General features: G+C 72.5%; 18 protein-coding genes. 8 read left to right on the top strand and 10 right to left on the bottom strand.

Annotated features, from left to right (window positions below):
• Positions 1 to 9: 9 nt before the first annotated feature.
• The gene (locus O7626_RS16400; RefSeq protein WP_278062035.1) at positions 10 to 1,677 is read right to left on the bottom strand and encodes a metallophosphoesterase family protein; all 1,668 of its coding nucleotides are present in this window, start codon (positions 1,675 to 1,677) and stop codon (positions 10 to 12) included.
• 274 nt (positions 1,678 to 1,951) lie between these two features.
• Between O7626_RS16400 and O7626_RS16395 the strand changes: the two genes are divergently transcribed.
• Positions 1,952 to 2,431 (top strand): hypothetical protein, encoded by a 480-nt coding sequence (locus O7626_RS16395; protein WP_278062034.1) that lies wholly within the window; start codon positions 1,952 to 1,954, stop codon positions 2,429 to 2,431.
• A gap of 70 nt (positions 2,432 to 2,501) precedes the next feature.
• Here O7626_RS16395 and O7626_RS16390 read toward each other — a convergent pair whose 3' ends face one another.
• Together O7626_RS16390 and O7626_RS16385 are read right to left on the bottom strand one after the other, a co-directional pair.
• Positions 2,502 to 3,290 (bottom strand): glucose 1-dehydrogenase, encoded by a 789-nt coding sequence (locus tag O7626_RS16390; RefSeq protein WP_278062033.1) that lies wholly within the window; start codon positions 3,288 to 3,290, stop codon positions 2,502 to 2,504.
• 120 nt (positions 3,291 to 3,410) lie between these two features.
• Entirely contained in the window at positions 3,411 to 5,573 is a 2,163-nt protein-coding gene (locus O7626_RS16385) for a glycogen debranching N-terminal domain-containing protein (RefSeq protein WP_278062032.1), read from the bottom strand.
• Positions 5,574 to 5,935: 362 nt separating this feature from the next.
• Here O7626_RS16385 and O7626_RS16380 point away from each other — a divergent pair, with 362 nt between their 5' ends.
• Positions 5,936 to 7,024, top strand: coding sequence for an LD-carboxypeptidase (locus O7626_RS16380; RefSeq protein ID WP_278062031.1), 1,089 nt, complete (start codon positions 5,936 to 5,938; stop codon positions 7,022 to 7,024).
• Between the two features lie 164 nt (positions 7,025 to 7,188).
• Here O7626_RS16380 and O7626_RS16375 read toward each other — a convergent pair whose 3' ends face one another.
• A complete protein-coding gene (locus O7626_RS16375) occupies positions 7,189 to 8,148 on the bottom strand; it encodes a methionyl-tRNA formyltransferase (protein ID WP_278062030.1) in 960 nt (319 codons plus the stop codon).
• A gap of 178 nt (positions 8,149 to 8,326) precedes the next feature.
• Between O7626_RS16375 and O7626_RS16370 the strand changes: the two genes are divergently transcribed.
• Entirely contained in the window at positions 8,327 to 9,655 is a 1,329-nt protein-coding gene (locus O7626_RS16370) for a SidA/IucD/PvdA family monooxygenase (RefSeq protein ID WP_278062029.1), read from the top strand.
• A 144-nt stretch (positions 9,656 to 9,799) separates the two neighbouring features.
• Positions 9,800 to 11,371, top strand: a complete 1,572-nt coding sequence (mptB, locus tag O7626_RS16365) for a polyprenol phosphomannose-dependent alpha 1,6 mannosyltransferase MptB (RefSeq protein ID WP_278062028.1) — start codon at positions 9,800 to 9,802, stop codon at positions 11,369 to 11,371.
• Here mptB and O7626_RS16360 read toward each other — a convergent pair.
• Positions 11,361 to 11,783, bottom strand: coding sequence for a CU044_2847 family protein (locus O7626_RS16360; RefSeq protein ID WP_278062027.1), 423 nt, complete (start codon positions 11,781 to 11,783; stop codon positions 11,361 to 11,363). The genes mptB and O7626_RS16360 overlap by 11 nt on opposite strands.
• A gap of 184 nt (positions 11,784 to 11,967) precedes the next feature.
• Here O7626_RS16360 and O7626_RS16355 point away from each other — a divergent pair, with 184 nt between their 5' ends.
• Complete coding sequence (locus O7626_RS16355) at positions 11,968 to 12,699, top strand: restriction endonuclease (protein WP_278062026.1); 732 nt, start codon at positions 11,968 to 11,970, stop codon at positions 12,697 to 12,699.
• A gap of 109 nt (positions 12,700 to 12,808) precedes the next feature.
• On the opposite strand, the gene O7626_RS16350 is transcribed toward O7626_RS16355, so the two are convergent.
• Together O7626_RS16350 and O7626_RS16345 are read right to left on the bottom strand one after the other, a co-directional pair.
• Positions 12,809 to 13,294 carry a hypothetical protein gene (locus O7626_RS16350; RefSeq protein WP_278062024.1) on the bottom strand — a complete coding sequence of 162 codons (486 nt, stop codon included), beginning with the start codon at positions 13,292 to 13,294 and terminating at the stop codon, positions 12,809 to 12,811.
• Positions 13,295 to 13,332: 38 nt separating this feature from the next.
• Positions 13,333 to 13,584: a maleylpyruvate isomerase N-terminal domain-containing protein gene (locus O7626_RS16345; RefSeq protein WP_278062023.1), complete on the bottom strand. Its 252-nt coding sequence runs from the start codon at positions 13,582 to 13,584 to the stop codon at positions 13,333 to 13,335.
• A gap of 145 nt (positions 13,585 to 13,729) precedes the next feature.
• Between O7626_RS16345 and O7626_RS16340 the strand changes: the two genes are divergently transcribed.
• The 3 genes from O7626_RS16340 to O7626_RS16330 are packed head-to-tail and all read left to right on the top strand — an operon-like array spanning position 13,730 to position 14,932.
• Positions 13,730 to 14,086 (top strand): metalloregulator ArsR/SmtB family transcription factor, encoded by a 357-nt coding sequence (locus O7626_RS16340; protein ID WP_278062022.1) that lies wholly within the window; start codon positions 13,730 to 13,732, stop codon positions 14,084 to 14,086.
• Positions 14,083 to 14,538 (top strand): SRPBCC domain-containing protein, encoded by a 456-nt coding sequence (locus O7626_RS16335; protein ID WP_278062021.1) that lies wholly within the window; start codon positions 14,083 to 14,085, stop codon positions 14,536 to 14,538. Before O7626_RS16340 ends, O7626_RS16335 begins: the two co-directional genes overlap by 4 nt.
• 46 nt (positions 14,539 to 14,584) lie before the next feature.
• A complete protein-coding gene (locus O7626_RS16330) occupies positions 14,585 to 14,932 on the top strand; it encodes a nuclear transport factor 2 family protein (protein WP_278062020.1) in 348 nt (115 codons plus the stop codon).
• Positions 14,933 to 15,014: 82 nt separating this feature from the next.
• Here the strand turns inward: O7626_RS16330 and O7626_RS16325 are convergent, their stop codons facing one another.
• From O7626_RS16325 to O7626_RS16315, 3 genes are read right to left on the bottom strand one after another with little or no spacing between them, the layout of a single operon-like run.
• Positions 15,015 to 15,890 carry an ABC transporter ATP-binding protein gene (locus O7626_RS16325; RefSeq protein ID WP_278062019.1) on the bottom strand — a complete coding sequence of 292 codons (876 nt, stop codon included), beginning with the start codon at positions 15,888 to 15,890 and terminating at the stop codon, positions 15,015 to 15,017.
• 2 nt (positions 15,891 to 15,892) lie between these two features.
• Positions 15,893 to 16,957 carry an iron chelate uptake ABC transporter family permease subunit gene (locus tag O7626_RS16320; RefSeq protein WP_278062018.1) on the bottom strand — a complete coding sequence of 355 codons (1,065 nt, stop codon included), beginning with the start codon at positions 16,955 to 16,957 and terminating at the stop codon, positions 15,893 to 15,895.
• Positions 16,958 to 16,962: 5 nt separating this feature from the next.
• A complete protein-coding gene (locus O7626_RS16315; RefSeq protein WP_278062017.1) occupies positions 16,963 to 18,033 on the bottom strand; it encodes an iron ABC transporter permease in 1,071 nt (356 codons plus the stop codon).
• Positions 18,034 to 18,053 lie beyond the last annotated feature (20 nt).

Raw genomic sequence — 18,053 nt, 5'->3', positions numbered from 1 at the left:
CGGGCGGAACTACTTGGTCACCGTGATGACCGGAGAGGTGATCTGCTGGTTCTCGCTGTCCAGGTAGACCACGTGCGTGCTGTTCTTCCTGGCCGACGGCGGCAGCGCGAAGCTGTAGACGAGCCGGCCCAGCTCGTCGGCCTTCCGATAGCCGATGAAGACGCCCTTGCGGCCCGCGCCGTCCTTCGAGTCGCGCAGGTAGACGGTGACCTCCTCGCCCGGGTCGTAGCCGTAGGCGTTGACCTTCACCTTGCCCTTGGCCTCGACGATGGTCTTGTTGACCTTGACCTGCTCGCCGACGGTGTTCTCCGGGGTGCGCAGCTCGTTGACGGTACGCTCGCCGGCCGCGTTCTTCCGGATCACGACGCCGTCGTGGTGCTGGCCGTTGGCGTACCGGGCCTCGTACCGGATGCTGTCTCCGGTGACGTCGATGAGCTGGTAGAGCTGCTTGTCCTCGGCCTGGCTCATGATGTCGGCGGCGTTGTCGGTCCAGACCGAGCCGTCGACGTCGTACATCTTGCCGCCGGAGACGGAGACCGCGTACACGGTGCTGTCGTGCACCGTCACCGACCGGCGCGACGCGCTGACGCTGCCCCGGCCGTACGTGTGGTCGTGGCCCTGGAGCACCAGGTCCACGCCGTACTTCTCGAACAGCGGCCCCCACTGGGCCCGGACCACCGGGTTGTTGCGACCCTCCGCCGTGGAGTAGACCGGGTGGTGGAAGGTGACCACCGTCCACTTGTTCGGGTTGTCCTTGAGCAGCCCCTCCAACCAGGCGGTCTGCGCCGCCATCACGTCCGGGATGCCCTGCACGTTGGTGTTCAGCCCGATGAACCGGACACCCTGGTAGTCGACGGTGTAGGCGGTCTTCGCCAGCTCCGCCGGCCAGCCCGCCGGCCCGTTGTCCGGGTACGGGAACTGCGGCGTCCAGAACTGCGACAGCACGCCACCGCTGTACTCGTGGTTACCGGGGATCGAGATGTTGTTGATCTGGCTGTCGACGAAGCTGCCGGCCTGGTACCACTGCCCCCACTGCTCCTCGCTGTTGGCGGAGTCGATGAGGTCACCGGCGTTCACGATCACCTTGGCCTGCGGACGGTCCGCGAACGCCTGCCGGAACACCCGGGGCAGTGCCGAGTCGAGGTAGTTCTGCGCGTCGCCGTAGTAGATGAACGAGAACGGCCGCGCGTCCGAGGTGGCGGTGGTGAAGTCGGTCCAGGCGCTCCAGTTGGTGCCGTCGCCGACCCGGTAGGTGTACCGGGTGCCCGGCTTCAGGCCGAGGAACTCGACGGTGTGGTAGGTCGAGGCGTACCCGAGGGAGGTGTTCACCGACTTCGTCGACATCGCCTTGACCACCGAGACGGTGCCGGCGGCGGGCACCACCGCGCCGAGCGCGGCGGGTGCCTCCAGGATCTCGGCCTGGGCCCATTCTCCGGTGGCCTCGGCCCGCCAGGTCACCCGCTGCGAGGTGGCCGGGGTGGCGGTCGGGGTGAGGATGATGCGGTCGGGCATCGGGGACGGCCGGTGGATCTCGGCCGCCGGGTGCTTGCCCGGTGCGGCGTCACCGAACGCCACCGGGCTGACGGCGAAACCGCCGACGAGCATGGCGGCGGCGCCGATGGCGGTGAGCCTGGCCCGCCGGGAGCCGGGGATCCAGGGTCTCTTTACGTCACTCACAGGAGGAATCACCTTTCGGGTGAACGTGCGGACTGCCGCCGGCCTCAGCCGGTGGCCAAGCGCATTCACCCAGAGGCGGACGACGGGCGGTCGGCCGTCGACTGGCCGCCGGGTGAACGGGCCTGACCAGCGGATGAACTCATGATCAACAGGTCTCGGCCGGTGCCGGGCTTCATCCGGCGGAGACCGTCCGGCCACCCGCCGGGAACCGCCCGTTCACCGTGCCCCACCTACCATCCGACCAGCCGGAACCCCCCGACCCGTACGGAGTGCGATGAAACTGCCGTCCCGCCGCTGGGCGGTGGTCGCCACCGTCGGCACCCTGGCGGCACTCGCCGCGATCGAGCCGACCGTCTCGCCCCCGGTCGCCAAGGGGGACGCTTTCGTCACCGCCCAGACCGCCGGGCTGCTCGGCATCGAGGGCGGCGAGTGCTTCTCCGACCCGGCGTACTCCCGCCGGGCCGCCGAGGTGGTCGTCCGGTACGAGCCGTGCGAGTCCGGCGCCGACAACCAGTCGTACGGCTTCCTGCGCGCGGCCGACGGTCCGTGGGACCGGACCCGGCTGGCGGAGTTCGCCTGGCAGGGCTGCCGGGGATACTTCGACCGGCGCTGGCCGGACCGGGCCGGCGGCACCCTCGACTTCTATCCGGTGCTGCCGACCCGGCAGACCTGGGCGGACGGCGACCGCACCGTGATGTGCGTGGTCTACCGGCCGCGCGGCCGGCTCACCGACTCGGTGCTGCCACTGCGCTGATCGCGGCGCGACAGCCCGCTGTCGGGCGCGGAGGCCGCCGGGGACTCGGGCCGGAGGTGGCAGGAGTTGTTCAGGCGCGCAGGCCGCCGTCGACCGGCAGGCAGACGCCGGTGACGAAGGAGGCGCGGTCGCTGAGCAGCCAGGCGGCGGCCTCGGCGATCTCGTCCGGCTCGGCGGCCCGGCGCAGCGGGGTGAGCGCGTTCAGCCGGTCGACGGCGGCCGGCTCGTCGTCGGCCCACTGCTGGACCATCCCGGTCATCGTGGTGCCCGGTGCGATCGCGTTCACCCGGATCCCCTCCGGGCCGTACTCGGCGGCGGCGGTCTCGGTGAGGCTGTTCACGGCCCGCTTGGACGCCGCGTACGGGCCGAGTCCGGGTGCGCCGCGCAGGCTGCCGACACTGCTGATGTTGACGATCGCCCCCGAGCCGGCGGTGGCCCGGATCGCCCGGATCTCGGCGGTCATCGAGAGGAACAGGCCCCGGAAGTTGACCGTGCTGACCAGGTCGAAGTTCTGCTCCGTCGCGTTCACCATCGGGCTCTGCGGGATCGAGACGCCACCGTTGTTGAGCGCCACGTCCAGCCGGCCGTGCAACCGGATCACGCCCTCCACCGCCGACTGGATGCTCGCCCCGTCGGTCAGGTCGGCGAGCACGTAGTCGGCGGTCCCGCCGGCTTCGCGGATCTCCCCGACCACGTCGGCGAGTTCGGGCTCGGTCCGGGCGGCCAGCACGACGGCGGCGCCCTCCCGGGCGAAGAGCCGGGCGGCGGTCGCACCGATGCCCCGACCCGCGCCCATCAGGAACGCGACCTTGTCACCGAGCAGGCCGGCCTTGCCGTCCGGGGCGTTGGTTCCGGTCATGAGGTCACTCTCTCATCACGCAACGGTGATCCGCAGGTACGCTCCGCATCTGCTCGCTTCGGGTGCCGCGCCGCTGCCCAGCCCGGTGCCCCGCCGCTGCCCAACCCGGTGCCGCGCCGGTCACCCGGTTGTCAGCCGTACGTGGCCCTGGTTGCCGATCGCCTCCAGGTCCCAGCACTTGCCGAATGCCTGCAACCGGCTGAGCCTGATCCGCCCCAGGTCGGCCGGCAGGTGCGGGTCGAGCCGCACCTCACCGTTGCGGGCCTCCAGCCCGAGCAGGGTACGCACGAACAGCGCCGGAGCCGCGCTGGCCCAGGCCTGCGGGGTGCAGGCGGTCGGGTACGGCACCGGCTTGCGCCCGTACGAGCGGTCGTAGCCGGCGAACGCCTCCGGCAGCCGGTGCGCGGAGAAGTCCGCCGCCGCCAGCATCCCCAGGATGACCCGGTTCGCCTCCTCGCGGAAGCCGTACCGGGCCAGCCCGTACGCGATCAGCGAGTTGTCGTGCGGCCAGACCGTGCCGCTGTGGTAGCCGATCGGGTTGTAGCACCGGTCGGTGGTGGAGGTGGTCCGGATGCCCCAGCCGGAGAACATGTGCGGGGCGAGAAGCTGTCCGGCGACCACCCGGGCCCGGTCCGGCGGCACGATGCCGCTCCAGAGCAGCTGCCCCATGTTGGAGGTCATCGAGTCGATCGGCCGTTTGTCCCCGTCCAGGCCGACCGCGTAGTACCCGCCGCGCCCGTCGAGCCAGAAGTCCCGGTTGAACCGTTCCCGGAGCTGGTGCGCGTCGGCGCGCAGTCGTTCGGCCAGCTCCGGGTCGCGCAGCGGGCCGTCGGCGAGTTCGGCGACCCGGAGCTTCGCGTCGTAGGTGTAGCCCTGGATCTCGCAGGTCGCGATCGGCAGCACCGGGATGGTGCCGTCGGAGTAGGCGATCCCGTCGGCGGAGTCCCGCCAGCAGTGGTTGCCGAGCCCCTGCGGCGAACGGGTGGCGTACTCGACGTACCCGTCCTGGTCGAGGTCGCCGTAGTGGTCGATCCAACGCAGCGCGGCGTGCACGTTGTCCCGGCACCGGCGCACGAAGTCGTCGTCGAGCGTCCACCGCCAGTACTCGGAGAGCAGGATCAGCCAGAGCTGGGTGGCGTCGGAGGTGCCGTAGTACGGGTTGTGCGGCTTCTCGCCGGTCCGGGTCAGCTCGCCGCTGCGTACCTCGTGCAGGATCTTCCCGGGCTCCTCGTCCCGGAAGTCGTCCACCCGGCTGCCCTGGTAGTTCGCCAGCGACCGGAGGGCGCCCCGGGCCAGCCGGGGCCCCAACGACAGCGACTGGTACGCCGTGACCAGCGAGTCCCGGCCGAACACGGTGAGGAACCACGGCAGGCCGGCGGCCGGCAGCACGATCGTCTCGCCGCCGATGCGCTGCTCGATCCGCAGTGCCACCAGGTCCATCTTGGACTTGTGCAGCACCCGGTCGAGCAGGTCGGAGTCGAGTTCCTGGTCGGGGCAGTCGGCCTGCCAGCTGTGCGTCGGGTCCTCGCCGACCAGGTCGAAGCCCCGGCCGAACCGGCGGTGCAGGGACGCCAGCTCGGTCGGCCGGCGGGGCAGCGCCACGGCCAACTCGGCCTCCCAGCGCAGACCCGGCTCCAGCCGCAGGTCCCAGACCAGGTCGTTCTCCTCGATCCGGTCGGCCGGTGGCGACACCAGGATCTCGGTGATCGCGGTGAACTCCGCGTTGCGGTAGCTGAAGCAGAGCCGGGAGCCGTCGGCCGAGTGCTCGCGGACGATGCTCGCCGAGCGGTCCCGTACCCGCTGCTTGATCTCGAACAGGTCCGCGAAGTCGGTGCCGACCCGCAGCCGGAGCTGGACCGACGGCACCTCGTTGGCGAAGCACTCCAGCTCGATCCGCTCCCGCATCGCGTCGCTGACGAACCGCTGCCGGCGTACCCCGACGCTGTTCGTCGGCACCTGCGGCAGGTCCGAGTTGGTGAGGAAGAAGGCCGCCGAGTCGTCGTCGACAAGTCCCGAGCTGAGGATCAGCAGCGGCGCCCCGCCGAGGGTCAGCTCCCACTGGTTGAGCAGCCGGGTGTCGTCGTGCACCAGGCCGCCGATGGTGCCGACCGGTACGTCCCCGGCGGCGTCGCTCACCATGAACGACCGGCCCTCGACGACCGCGACCGCGTCGGGACCGAGTTCCGGCGGCTGGGTACGCATCACCGAACTCGGGACGTCCGCGCTGTTCGCCAGGTGCGGGGCCGGGTCGGCCGGGGTGGGACGCCGGACGACATTCGTCACGGCAGCCCCCTTCGCCTTCGACCGAGCGCGGCCATGCCTGTCGACGCCAGCCTAGGCACGGCCGGGCCGGCGGCGGTGCCGAACGCGGGAACCGACCCGCCGGGCTTGTCCGCTCGGGTACCGGCCGGGAGGATCCGGCCCGGACGTCCTGTTCGACCCCGTACGACGGCTGCCGTCCGTCGTTTGACCGGCTGTCCGTCCTATGACCGGCTGTCCTCGTACGACGGCTGTCTGACCGGTCGTGCGGGGCAGAGGTCGAAGGCGTCCCGGGCCGGATCGCTTGTGGACGGTCAATAGCATCGGCCCCATTCGACGGCGTGCCGGCCAGGAACGCCGGCACCGTCACGACGGAGAGGACGCCGATGCGAGATCCCGAGTTCGTCGACGAAGGTATCCCGAGGGGCGGCGGTGCGGCGCTGTCCCGTCGGAACATGTTGCGGGCCGGCGCGGTCGCCGCCGGCGGTACGGTGCTGGCCGCCAGCGCCGGGGACCCGGCGCAGGCTGCCCGGGCGGTGCCGGGCCGGGTGCGGACGCCGGTCCGGGCCAGGGCGTTGGTCCCCGGTGACCGGGTCCGGGTGGTGTCGCCGGGCGGCACCCCGAACCCCACCCTGATGGCCCGGGGCATCGAGATCCTGCGCGGCTGGGGCCTTGAGGTGGAGCTGGGCGAGCACGTCTACGCCCGGTACGGCTACCTCGCCGGCACCGACGAGCAGCGGCTGGCCGACCTGGACGACGCGCTGACCGACCCGGGGATCCGAGCCGTCTTCGCCGCCCGGGGTGGCTACGGCACCCAGCGGATCGTGGACCGGATCGACCTGTCCCGACTGCGGCGTGACCCGAAGGTGGTGGTCGGGTTCAGCGACATCACCAGCCTGCACGGCCGGCTGTGGCGGGAGGTCGGTCTGGTCGGCTTCTACGGTCCGATGGTCAACTGGAGCGACACCCGCACCGGGCCGGAGTCAGCCGAGGCGTGGCGCCGGGCGGTGATGACCACCGAGCCGGTGGTGGTCAACCGTGACCCGGCCGAGACGGCCGCCCCGGTCCTGGTGCCCGGCCGGGCCACCGGCCGACTGCTCGGCGGCTGCCTGACCCTGCTCTCCACCTCGCTCGGCGCGAAGGACTTCCCGGACCTCGACGGTGCGATCCTGTTCTTCGAGGACGTGGACGAGGCGCCGTACAGCTACGACCGGATGTTGACCGAGCTGCGCCGGGTCGGCGTGCTGGGTCGGGTCGCCGGGGTGGCGATCGGGCAGGTCACCAACAGCGTCGGCAACCCGGGGGAGTGGAGCGCGGCGGAGGTGCTCACGGACCGCCTCTCCGACCTCGGCGTACCGGTGCTGGGCGGGCTCTGCCTCGGGCACGGCAACGGGCAGCTCACCGTCCCGCTCGGTGCCCGGGCCACCATCGACGCGGTGGCCGGGACGTTGACAGTGGAGCCGGGCGTCCGGTAACGCTATGTAGGCGAGGGCCGCCGACAGCCGGTGGCGGTCGTCCTCGGGGAGCGCGGGAGTGTCCGAGGACGGTCGCCACCGGTGGCCGGTCGGCGCTCCGGGCCGCGCTCTGGCGCTCCGGGACCGGTCCCCAGAGCCGGGACCGGTTCGGGCGGGCCGCCGGGCTAGAGCCGGCCGTCCGGATAGCGGGTCAGGTAGCCGCCCATGGTCCGGAAGTAGTCGCCGGCGGCGTACTCCTGGCCGTCGTCGGTGCGTACCCGGGTGACCGCCAGGCCGGGTCGGTGGCCGCGCCGCGCGTCGGCGCCGGCCACGATCACCACGCCGTCGCCCTCCCGATAGAAGATCCGGCCGGGCGTGCCGCCGTAGCGGCCCTCGGAGACCCGGGCGGCCACGATCCGCAGTCGCGCACCGTCGTGGTGGGTGAAGGCGTTCGGGTACGGGTCGGACTGCGCCCGGACCAGCCGCTCGATCTCCTCGGCGGGCCAGCTCCAGTCGATCCGGCTCTCCTCGATCGAACGCTTGTGGAAGAAGCTCGCCCTGGAGCGGTCCTGCGGGGTCCAGTCGGTGCGGCCGGAGGCGATCAGCGCCAGCCCGTCCACGGTGATCGGGCCGAACAGCTCCAGGGTGCGGTGGAACAGGTCGGTGGTGGTGTCGGTGGGGCCGACCGGCACGGCGCGTTGCAGCACGATGTCGCCCGCGTCCAGGCTCTCGTCCATCAGGTGCGCGGTGACCCCGACCTCGCGCTCGCCGTTGAGCAGTGCCCAGATCAGCGGACTGAATCCGGCGTACGCGGGCAGCAGCGAGTCGTGCACGTTGAGCGTGCCGTACCGGGGCAGGTCGAAGATCTCCGGCGGGATCCAGGTACGCCAGTTCGTCGCCACGATCACGTCGGGCGCCGCCTGCCGGAGCCGCTCCATCAGCTCGGGGTCGCCGGGGCGCTTGCGCAGCAGCACCGGTACCTCGTGCTTGCCGGCCAGTTCGGCGACCGAGTCGTCCCAGATCTTCTCGTAGGCGTGCTCGCTGGGCGGATGCGTGACGACGAGGGTCACCTCGTGCTCGGAATCCAGCAGCGCCTGAAGGGTGCGGTGCCCCCAGGTCTGGTAGCCGAACATCACAACCCGCATCGACGGTCTCCTCTTCGCTGCACTGGCCAGGCGGTCCATATTGTTCTTGACCTTGGTGTAGGTTAGCCTAACCTAAATGCCACGGATGGTCGACCGTCCGCGCCAGCCGCACCGGGTCCGAAGCGGGATCCAGTCCTCCACCACGCCGCCGACCGGCCGGCAGACTGATGGGACAGGTATGTCACTAACCAATCGCAGCGACGATCGGCACGTCCACGACCTCCTCGGCATCGGCTTCGGTCCGTCGAACCTCGCCCTGGCCATCGCCATCCGGGAGGGCGCCGCCGGCCCCGGCGGAGTCGACAGCGCGGTCTTCCTGGAGCGCCAGCCCCGCTTCGGCTGGCACCGGGGGATGCTGCTCGACGACGCCACCATGCAGGTGTCGTTCCTCAAGGACCTGGTGACGCTGCGCAACCCGGCCAGCGGGTTCAGTTTCCTCTGCTACCTGCAGAGCCGGGGGCGGCTGATCGACTTCATCAACCACAAGAACCTCTTCCCGTCCCGGGTCGAGTTCCACGACTACCTCGAATGGGCGGCGGCCCAGGTCGACGACATGGTCCGGTACGGGCACGACGTGGTGGACGTACGCCCGGTCTGGCGCGACGGCGAACTCGACCACTTCGAGGTACTGGCCCAGGCCGGACCCTGCTCCGCCGCGCCGGTCAGCTACCGGGCCCGCAACCTGGTGCTCGGGGTGGGGCTGCGGCCGTACCTGCCGGCCGGGGTCACCGCCGACACCCGGGTCTGGCACAGCCGGGACCTGCTGTCCAACCTGCGCGGCCTGGTGCCGTCCGAGCCGACCCGGTTCGTCGTGGTCGGCGCCGGCCAGAGCGCCGCGGAGGCCGTCGACCACCTGCACCGCGAGTTCCCCGCCGCCGAGGTCTGCGCGGTCTTCTCCCGGTACGGCTACAGCCCGGCCGACGACAGCTCCTTCGCCAACCGGATCTTCGACCCGGCCGCCGTGCAGGAGTACTTCACCGCCCCGCCGGAGGTGAAGGAGATGATGCTCGCCTACCACGGCAACACCAACTACTCCGTCGTCGACGCCGAACTCATCGACGAGCTGTACCGGCGCGTCTACCAGGAGAAGGTACGCGGCGTCGAACGGCTCCGGATGCTCAACCTGACCCGCCCGGTCGAGACCGTCCGCACTCCGGACGGGGTGCGGATGGTGGTCGAGTCGCTGGTCAGCCGGGAGAGGACGGTGCTCGACGCCGACGTGGCGGTCTTCGCCACCGGATACCGGCCGGTCGACCCGTTCGACCTGCTCGGCGAGGTGGCCGAGGTGTGCCTGCGCGACGACGCCGGACGGGCCCTGGTGGACCGGGACTACCGGCTGCGGACCCGCCCCGAGGTCCGGGCCGGCATCTACCTCCAGGGCGGCACCGAGCACAGCCACGGCATCTCCTCGTCACTGCTCTCCAACACCGCCGTACGGGCCGCCGAGATCCTCGACTCGATCTCCACCCGCTCGGCCGTCCCCACCCCGCATCCCGAGTTCGTCTAGGCCGGGCGGGGCACCGCGCCGGTCGGGGCGGGTGGGAGCACCGCGCCGAGCCGCCTTCGCGGGACGTGCGGGCGTCGGCGGAAGTTCGCCCGAAGGTAGGCCGGGGCGGGGCGGACGTTCACCTGCCCGGGTGAGCCTGCCCGGATGCGCGAGCGCCTGTCACCGGCCCCGTCGCGGGGGAGGCTGTCGTCGGCCTGGCTGCGCGGGCGGCCGTCTTCGGCCCGGCTGCGCGGGGTCGGGCTGCTCGGCAGTGTGCTGATGGCGGCCAGCGCCCAGCTGGCCGGGCCGGGCGCCGGGCGGGGAGCCGGCTGGGCGGTCGGGATCGGACTGTGGCTGGCCGGTGCCGGTGGACTCGCCGCCGCCTGGTGGCGACTGCGGCAGGCCGACGTCACACCGGGCTGGCTGCTGGGCACCGGAGCGCTCTGGGCCGTACCGCTGCTGCTGGCGCCGCCGCTGGGCAGTACCGACGTCTACGCGTACGCCTGCCAGGGGGAGATCGTCCGGGCAGGGCTGGACCCGTACGCCGTGGGGCCGGCGGGGCTGCCCTGCCGGTGGCTGGAGTCGGTCTCGCCGATGTGGCGGGACGCACCCGCACCGTACGGCTCGCTCTGGCTGGCCGTCGAGGGTTTCGCCGCGAGCGTGGCGGACGGGGTCCTGCCGCTCGCCGTCACCCTGCTCCGGCTGGTGGCGGTCGCCGGCGTACTGCTGGCCACCGCCGCGGGTGCCCGACTGGCCCGGCACTGCGGCGGGAACCCGGCCCGGGTGGTCTGGCTCGGGGCGATCGGGCCGCTGCCGCTGGTGCACGTCGTCTCCGGAGCACACAACGACGCCTTCCTCGCCGGGCTGGTCGTACTCGGGCTGCTGGCCGCGGTCGAGCTGCGTACCGTCGTCGGCCGGATGGCCGTGGCCGGTGCCGCCTTCGGGGCCGCGGCCTCGGTCAAGGCCACCGCCCTGGTGGTGCTGCCGTTCGCGGTCGCCGTGGTCCCCTGGGCGCGGACCGGCCGGCGCCAGGTCGCGGCCGGCGCGGTCCTGGCCGGGGCGACCCTCGGCACCGTTCTGCTGCTGGCCGGCGTCACCGGGTACGGCCTCGGATTCGTCCGGAGCTGGCCGGCGACCGCCGGCAACGTCCAGTGGCCGTCCATCCCGACCGGGGTCGGGATGGCGGTCGGCTACGCCCTGCGGGCGGCGGGGCACCCCGAGGCGTTCGGCGGCGCTGTCGAGACCGCCCGGCTGGCGGGCCTGCTGGCGCTCGGCACCGTCCTGTTGCTCGCCTGGCGCCGGGCGATGCTCGGCGGCGTCGCTGCCGCCGTGCCCGGCGCCGGGGTGGCCCTGCTCGCCACCGCGTTGCTCGGTCCGGTCTGCTACCCCTGGTATGTCCTCGCCGGGATCGCCGTGCTCGCCGCCACCCGCACACCCCGGGGACGGCTGGGCACCGTGCTCGACGCCGGCTCCGCCGGGCTGGTCTTCCTCACTCTGCCGGACAGCCTCGGCCTGGCCACCAAGACCAAGGTCCCGGGCGCGCTGTTCGACCTGGCCCTGTCCGGCTGGCTGCTGACCCGCTGGGCCCGTTGGCTGCCGACCGGCCGGGCCCGTTGGCTGCCGACCGGCCGGGCACGCCAGCTGCCGACCGGCCCGGCCCGTTGGCCGCTGGTCGACCGGGTCCGCCGGCTGTTGGCCCGCCGGGCTCGGAGCGGTGGGCGACCGGTCAGCCGGTAGTGCTGGACGGGGACGCCTCCGTCGACGGGGACTCCCGCTCCGGGCTCCCCTCCCCGGCGCCGTTCTGCTCGGCTTCCGTGCGGACCGGCGCCGGTGCGGCGGCACGGTTCCACTCGAAGGTGACCTTCATGTGCGCCTCGCCGGTGGTCTCGGCGACCACGAAGCCGCCCTTCGCGGCGACCTTGAGACCGAATTCGATCGCCACCCGGTCCGCCCCGCCCGCGTCCCGGGCCTGCGCCGCCGCGCTCCTGGCCAGCCGGTGGAACCGGTCGAACGCCTCGCCGAAGGTTTCCGTCAGCCGGGTCACCACCTCCCGGGACCGGCCGGCCGGTGCGACCCCGGTGACCTGGTGGGTCACCTCGACCAGCACCGTGCTGTCGTCGTCGACCGGAATCTCCACGTAGTAGGTCATCGCCGTCCTCACCGGTCGCCCGACCACGGACGGCCCAGTCTAGTGGCGCCGCACCGACCACCGCCGGACGTGTCCACTCGGCTACCCGTCGGCCCGACCGTCGTCGACCCGGGCGAGTTGTCCGAGGTGGATACCCTCGAAGGTCCAGTTCGCCAACGGTGGAGTCCAGACCGGAAGGGACCGGATGCCGCGAGTACGGTCGTACACCCGCCGGGACGGCACGCGGGTACGGGGACACTACCGGTCCCGCACCCGACGCTTCCGCCCACGACGCCCGTACGCCCGCCGCCGCCGGGCCGCCGGCCGGGCGCCGGACCGCTCGGGCTGGTGGCTCGGCGGTACGGTCGGCGGGCTGGTGCTCGCCTGGCTGGTCGTCGACTTCGTCCAGCGTCAACCGGTCTGGTCGCTGGTCATCGCGGTGGCCGTGCTGGCGGCCGGGGCAACGATCGTCGTCCTGCTGGTCCGGGCACGGTTCCAGGTCGAGGCCGACGCGGCGCTACGCGCCCGCCGGGTCGAGGCGACCGACACGATGACCGGCGCGGAGTTCGAGGACTGGGTTGCCGCGCTGCTGCGCAGGTCGGGCTTCTCCCGGGTGGCGGTCTGCGGCGGCGCCGCCGACCGGGGCGCGGACATCACGGCGATCTCCCCGGACGGTCGCCGGATCGTGGTGCAGTGCAAGCGGCACAGCCCGGCGAACCGGGTGGGCAGCGCTGCGGTCCAGCGCTTCGCCGGTACCTGCCGCAGCATCCACCGGGGCGAGATCTGCGTGATCGTCACCAACGGGTTCTTCGCGGCCGGCGACGGGTTGCGGCTGGCCCGCGAGCTGGGGATCGGGCTGGTGGACCGCTCGGCGTTGGGGGAGTGGGCGTACACCGGGCGTCCGCCGGAGCCGCTGAGTCGGCCCCGGGCTCGGTGACCTGTCAAGGCCGGTCGGCGCCGCTGGGCCGGCAACGGGCAGGGTGAACTGTCAGGCCGGCCGACCGGGTGGCCAGCCGGCGAGGCAACCCTTCTCCTTCCGGACTCGGTCAGTCGGTGACCCAGTTCATGTGCTCGAGCCAGTGGTCGAGCAGTGCCCGATCGCCGTGGACCTCCAGCTCGGTGGCCGCCGCCAGCGGACGACGCCTGCTGAGCACGAGCAGTAGTTCGGTGGCCGGGCCGCGTACCGCGACGTCCGCCTTGCCGTGGGCGCGTTCCAGGACGACCATGTCCGCTTCCCGGCGTGCCAGCCACTCTCCGGGCGCGTCGGTCGGGTGGAAGTGCAGGGTCTGGCCGTTGCCGCGCATCGCGGCGGCGAACTCCGGCCTGTTCTCCCAGTAGCCGCGAGAGGTCATCGTGTCCAGCCAGTCCTCGATGGCCGCGACGGCGTTCTCCGGCGCCAGCTCGTACGGCAGGCCGAGCGCCGCAGCGGCGTCCGCGCGATGCACACAGGCCTCGCCGAACAGCCGACGTGACCAGAACGGCACGCCCGCGGCGGCACCGGACGGATCCCACACCGGCGTGTCGTCGGCCACCGATTCGAACGCCCGCTTCGCCTCTGCCGCGCCGTCGGTCAGCCACCCGCGCCACTGGGCCGAATCCGTCGGGGCCGGGTGTAGCCGGCGAATGCCCTGCTCGGCTCGGACATCCGCTCACCCACGAGCATCGCCACCATACGCTGCGTCGCACCGACGTGGTCGACAAGGTCGGCCAGCGTCCACTTCGGACACGTCGGTACCGGGGCCGTCGTGTCTCGGCCCTGAACCCAGTCGGCAAAGGTGTCCGTCTGTTCCACAACGGCGTTCAGAAGCGCTGATTTTTCCATGCCGCCGAGGCTAGGAGCCCGTTCGCCGCGCTCGCAAGTGCCGCGCCTGCCGGCGGGATTGCACTTCGGGCCACCCGGTGCGTCTTACGGCAAGACATTCAACAACACGCTTGTACAACGGACTGGTTGCGGATAGGTTTGAGGTGTGACAGTCGCCGACCACGCCGAGGACGAGGCCGATCTGGACGCCGTCTTCGCCGCCCTCAGTCACCGGACCCGGCGGGCGATCGTCGCCCGGCTCGCCCGGGGCGACGCGACCGTGGGCGAGCTCGCCGAGCCCTTCGACCTGACACACCAGGCCGTCTCCCGGCACGTCGGCATCCTCCGGCGCTCCGGGCTGGTCCGGCAGTGGGTCGACGGCCAGCGCCGGCCGTGCCGGCTGAACGTCGAGCGCATGCGGGAGCTGACCGGCTGGATCGACGAGCAGCAGCGGGAGTGGGAGTCCCGCCTCGACCGGCTGGAGGAGCACCTGGCATCGGTGGGGACGGGGCAGCGCCGATGACCGGCGAGGTGCGTCTCGACGGCGACCAGTTGATCGCCCGTCGATATCTCGACGCCGAGCCCGCGCTGGTGTGGGAGGTGTTCACCACCCCGGAGCACCTGGCGGCGTTCTGGGGCGGCCGGCACGCCACCGTCCCGCCCGCCTCGGTGGTCGTCGACCTCCGGGTCGGCGGCACGTTCGAGCTGGAGACCGAGGGCGCCGACGGGAGCAGGCGGGGGCTGTGCTTCCGGTACGAGATCGTCGAGCCGTCGAGCCGGCTGGTGCTCGCCGAGTCCCGCACCGGCATCACGACCGACCTCCGCCTGCACCCGACCGGACCGGGCACCACGCTGCTGGTCCACCAGCGGCGACTGCCCCCCGAACTGCGGACCGAGCAGGCCCGCAACGGCCTGGCCGGCATCCTCGAACGCCTCGACGCCGTACTCCGCGAACTGACCGGCTCGGCGAAGTGAGCGCGGTCCGTGAGTTGACCAGCACCACCGACAGGGAGCGCACACAGTGACCCGGCAGACACAGCTCGTGCACCGTTACATGGACGGCTTCCGGCGCAGCGACCACGGCGCCATCCTCGGTTGTCTGGCCGAGGACGTCGTCTGGACGATTCACGGGTTCCGCACCACGCACGGCAAGGCCGAGTTCGACGACGAGATCGAGAACCCCGCCTTCGAGGGAAGCCCGGAGCTGACCGTCGAGCGCACCGTCGAGGCCGGCGACGTGGTGGTGACCGGCACCGGCATCGGGCAGCACCGGGCGAACGGCCCATTCCGGTTCGCCTACAGCGACCTGTTCACCTTCCGGGAGGGCCTGATCGCAGAGGTCGACTCCTACGTGGTCCCGCTTCCCTGACCGCGCACCCCACCCGTCGACCCAGGTGCCGGCGCGGGCCGGTCGGCGCGGCGGAGCGGATGGGTCGGGTGCCGGCGGACGGTCAGGTGCCGGCCGGCACCATCGGCCGGGGATGGTGCCGGCTGGTCGGGATCACCAGAGGGGTACCGGTGAGCGGGTCGAGGCTCACCTCGCACCGTACGTCGAAGACCTCGTCGACCAGTTCGGCGGTGACCACCCGGGACGGCTCGCCCTGGGCGACGATCCGGCCACCCTTCATCGCGATCACGTGGTCGGCGTACCGGCACGCCTGGTTGAGGTCGTGCAGCACCATCACCACGGTCCGGCCGTCCCGCCGGTTCAGGTCCACCACCAGGTCGAGTACGTCGATCTGGTGGGACAGGTCGAGGAAGGTGGTCGGCTCGTCCAGCAGCAGTACCGGGGTCTGCTGGGCCACCGCCATGGCGATCCAGGCCCGCTGGCGCTGCCCACCGGAGAGCTCGTCGACCGGCCGGTCGGCCAGTTCGGTGACGCCGGTCGCGGCGAGCGCCTCGGTGACCGCCCGCTCGTCGTCGGCGGACCACTGCCGCCACCACGTCTGGTGCGGCGAGCGGCCCCGGCCGACCAGGTCGAGCACGGTCAGCCCGTCCGGTGCCACCGGTGCCTGCGGCAGGATCCCCACCTGCCGGGCCACCTGCCGGGTGGGCAGCGAGTGGATCGCCCGGCCGTCGAGCCGGACGCTGCCGGCCGTCGGGTTGAGCAGCCGGGCCAGCGCCCGGAGCAGGGTCGACTTGCCGCAGGCGTTGGCGCCGACGATCACACTGATCCGGCCGGCCGGAACGACCAGGTCGAGGTCGTCCACGACGATCCGCTCGCCGTACGCCAGGCGCAGCCGTTCGGCCCGCAGCTCGGGGTGGCCGGCCGCGCTCGGCGGCGGGGTGTCGAGCGCGGTGTCGACGACGGTCAGGTCCAGGGTCATTGTCAGCCTCCAGAACCGGCACGATTGGTTCGGACGAGCAGCCAGAGCAGGAACGCCGCGCCGAGCGCCCCGGTGACCACGCCGACCGGCAGGTCGACGCCCGGGATCAGCCAGCGGGCCACCAGGTCGCTGGCCGAGACCATCAACGCCCCGGTCAGCGCGGACGCCAGCAGCGGCGGCGCGGAGAGCCCCACCAGCCGCTGGGCGATCTGTGGTGCGGCCAGTGCCACGAAGAGCACCGGCCCGGTGGCGGCGGTGGCGAACGCGACCATCGCGACGCCGACGACCACCAGACAGAGCCGGGCCAGTTGCACCGGTGTACCGAGCCCCTGGGCCACCTCGTCGCCCAGGTGCAGGGTCCGGGTCCACCGCCCGAGCAGCATCCCGGCGGGCAGCAGGATCAGCACCGCGACGGAGAGCGGGCCGACCGCCTCCCAACCGCGCCCGCTGAGGTTGCCGACCAGCCAGCCGAGCGCCGCCTGGGCCTCGGCCAGCTGGGCCCGGGTCAGCAGGTAGTCGGTGGCGCTGGCGCACATCCAGGAGACGGCGATGCCGACGAGTACGATCCGGTAGCCGGTGGCGCCGCGCCGCCAGGCGAGCAGGTAGATCAGGGCGGCGGTGCCCATCCCGCCGGCCAGGCCGAGCACCGACAGGCTCAGCCCGGCGCTGCCGAGCACGATCCCGGCGACCACGGCGGTGGTGGCACCGGCGTTGATGCCGATCATGTCCGGACTGGCCAGCGGGTTGCGGGTGATGGTCTGGAAGACCGCCCCGGAGACGGCGAACGCGGCACCGGCGAGGACGCCGGTCAGCGCCCGGGGCAGCCGCAGTTCCCGCACGATGAAGACCTGCGCCGGGTCGCCGGAACCCCAGAGCGCGGGCACCACCCGCAGCGGACTGACCGGGTAGTCGCCGGTGGCGATGCCGACGCAGAAGACCACGAACGTGGCGGCGACGAGCCCGAGGCAGCAGACCAGCAGCCGCCCCCGGAGTACGCCGGAGACGGGCGGCCGGCCGATCCGGAACGCGGTGCGGCCACCGGTGCGGCGCAGGTCGAGCAGAGCCAACCCGATCAGAGCTCCGCGAGCCGGCGGCGCCGGACCAGCATGATGAAGAACGGACCGCCGATGAACGCGGCGATGACGCCGACGCCGACCTCGCTGGGCCGGGCGACGACCCGGCCGACGATGTCGGCCAGCAGCAGCAGGCTCGGCGCGAGCACCATGGTGAACGGCAGCAGCCAGCGGTGGTTCGGGCCGGTGATCAGCCGGGCGACGTGCGGCACCACCAGACCGACGAAGACGATCGACCCGGCGACCGCGACCGCCGCCCCGGCGAGCAGGGTGACCGCCAGGGTGCCCTGTAGGCGCACCAGACCGACCCGGCGGCCGAGCGCGGCAGCGACGTCGTCGCCGAGGGCGAGGCTGTTCAGTGCCGGGGCGGTGGCCAGGGCGACTACGGCGCCTACCGCCAGGAACGGCAGCAGCTGGCCGATGGTGCCGAAGTCCGGTCCGGAGAGCGAACCGGCCGCCCAGAACCGGTAACGGTTCAGCGCGTCCGGGTCCCGCAGCACGATCGCGCTGGTCACCGAGTTGAGCAGGAAGGTGACCGCCACCCCGGCCAGCGCCACCTTGACCGGGGTGGAACCGCCCCGGCCGAGCCCGCCGAGCAGGTAGACCACCACGCTGGCCAGCAGTGCCCCGGCGAAAGCGAACCAGATGTAGCCGTAGAGCGTGGCGATGCCGAACGAACCGATCGCGACGACGATGCCGAGCGCGGCACCGGCGGTCACGCCGAGCAGGCCGGGATCGGCCAGCGGGTTGCGGGTCAGCCCCTGCATCAGCGCGCCGGAGAGCCCGAGGGCCATCCCGACCAGCAGGCCGAGCACGGTGCGCGGCAGGCGTACCCCCCAGACGATCGCGTCGATCTGCGGGTCGGTGTCACCGGCGGTCCGGTCGACGAGGATCCGGATCACCTGGTCCGGCGGGATCTGCCGGCTGCCCACCGCGACGGAGAGCAGGCAGAGGACGATCAGGACGGTGGTGGCGACGAGGAAGAGCCCCACCGGACGGGTGGGTCGGCGGCGACCCGTCGCCCGCACGGGTGTGGGTCGGCGCGCCGGTACGGCCTGCTCCGTTGTCACGCAATCCTCATGTCTGATCC

The sequence above is a fragment of the Micromonospora sp. WMMD1102 genome (assembly GCF_029626265.1).
Classification (GTDB): domain Bacteria; phylum Actinomycetota; class Actinomycetes; order Mycobacteriales; family Micromonosporaceae; genus Plantactinospora.
This window is presented reverse-complemented; position numbering and strand designations above follow the sequence as displayed.

Excerpts from the sequence above, each read along its gene's own strand:
- O7626_RS16395 (WP_278062034.1), top strand. The coding sequence starts at position 1,952 with ATGAAACTGCCGTCCCGCCGCTGGGCGGTGGTCGCCACCGTCGGCACC.
- O7626_RS16390 (WP_278062033.1), bottom strand. The coding sequence starts at position 3,290 with ATGACCGGAACCAACGCCCCGGACGGCAAGGCCGGCCTGCTCGGTGAC.
- O7626_RS16380 (WP_278062031.1), top strand. The coding sequence starts at position 5,936 with ATGCGAGATCCCGAGTTCGTCGACGAAGGTATCCCGAGGGGCGGCGGT.
- O7626_RS16375 (WP_278062030.1), bottom strand. The coding sequence starts at position 8,148 with ATGCGGGTTGTGATGTTCGGCTACCAGACCTGGGGGCACCGCACCCTT.
- O7626_RS16370 (WP_278062029.1), top strand. The coding sequence starts at position 8,327 with ATGTCACTAACCAATCGCAGCGACGATCGGCACGTCCACGACCTCCTC.
- mptB (WP_278062028.1), top strand. The coding sequence starts at position 9,800 with ATGCGCGAGCGCCTGTCACCGGCCCCGTCGCGGGGGAGGCTGTCGTCG.
- O7626_RS16360 (WP_278062027.1), bottom strand. The coding sequence starts at position 11,783 with ATGACCTACTACGTGGAGATTCCGGTCGACGACGACAGCACGGTGCTG.
- O7626_RS16355 (WP_278062026.1), top strand. The coding sequence starts at position 11,968 with ATGCCGCGAGTACGGTCGTACACCCGCCGGGACGGCACGCGGGTACGG.
- O7626_RS16345 (WP_278062023.1), bottom strand. The coding sequence starts at position 13,584 with ATGGAAAAATCAGCGCTTCTGAACGCCGTTGTGGAACAGACGGACACC.
- O7626_RS16335 (WP_278062021.1), top strand. The coding sequence starts at position 14,083 with ATGACCGGCGAGGTGCGTCTCGACGGCGACCAGTTGATCGCCCGTCGA.
- O7626_RS16325 (WP_278062019.1), bottom strand. The coding sequence starts at position 15,890 with ATGACCCTGGACCTGACCGTCGTCGACACCGCGCTCGACACCCCGCCG.